At 64.8% G+C, this 778-nt stretch carries 2 protein-coding genes; both read left to right on the top strand.

Annotated elements, in window-relative coordinates; genetic code table 11:
• Positions 1 to 429, top strand: a 429-nt coding sequence (locus tag EO99_RS27935) for an O-antigen ligase family protein (protein WP_029621335.1), incomplete at its 5' end; no start/stop codon positions are given.
• The coding region (locus tag EO99_RS0125415; protein ID WP_235776929.1) for a metallophosphoesterase at positions 429 to 778 on the top strand (350 nt) is incomplete at its 3' end. The genes EO99_RS27935 and EO99_RS0125415, both read left to right, overlap by 1 nt.

Raw genomic sequence — 778 nt, 5'->3', positions numbered from 1 at the left:
AATGTCCGCGCCGATCTCTACTGGCAGATCTGGTCGATGATCGGCGACCGTCCGTTTCTCGGCTTCGGCGGCAATAGCTTCGAATACGCCTACCCGCTCTACCACCAGGCGCCGGTCAACTTCGACATGGTCTGGGAAAAGACCCACTCGACCTATCTGGCGCTCTGGACCGACCACGGCCTGCTCTTTGGCAGCATCCCGCTGGTGATGATCGGCTGGTGCCTGTTCCAGCTCATCGGCATTCTCCAGCGCCGTCAGGTGGAGGATCCGGCGACGGTCGCCGCCTTCGGCGCCGTGGTGGTGGCAGCCGTTCACTCCACGGTCGACTTCAGCCTGGAAATCCAGGGTGTGACCTATCTCTTCGTCGCCGTGCTCGCCGCTGGCCTCGGGCCGTTGGCGCGCCGCAACCGGCCGGCGGAGAAAGCGTGATGGTGCGCCGGTTGCTGGAGAGCATGGCACGCTGGCGTTCCCGCGCCTCAACGGGCAGCCGGCCCAGGCTCTTCTTCGATGAGGCACCGGAGGTGGTCTACGCCGTCGGCGACATCCACGGGTGCTACGAGCTGCTGCTCAAGATGGAGAAGCGGATCAGCGAGGATGCGGCAGCGATCACCGGCGAAAAATGGATCGTCCTCCTGGGCGACTATGTGGACCGCGGCCCGCAGAGCGCCGATGTCCTGGATCACCTTCTTCTGCCGCCGCCCAAGGGCTTCACACGGCATTGCCTGGCGGGCAACCACGAGGAGCTGATGCTGTCCTACCTGACCGATCCGGATCCAGG

Source organism: Pseudorhizobium marinum, from assembly GCF_000705355.1.
Classification (GTDB): Bacteria; Pseudomonadota; Alphaproteobacteria; order Rhizobiales; family Rhizobiaceae; genus Neorhizobium; species Neorhizobium pelagicum.
Note: the sequence above shows the minus strand (reverse complement) of the source record. Positions and strands in the feature narration are given on the sequence as shown.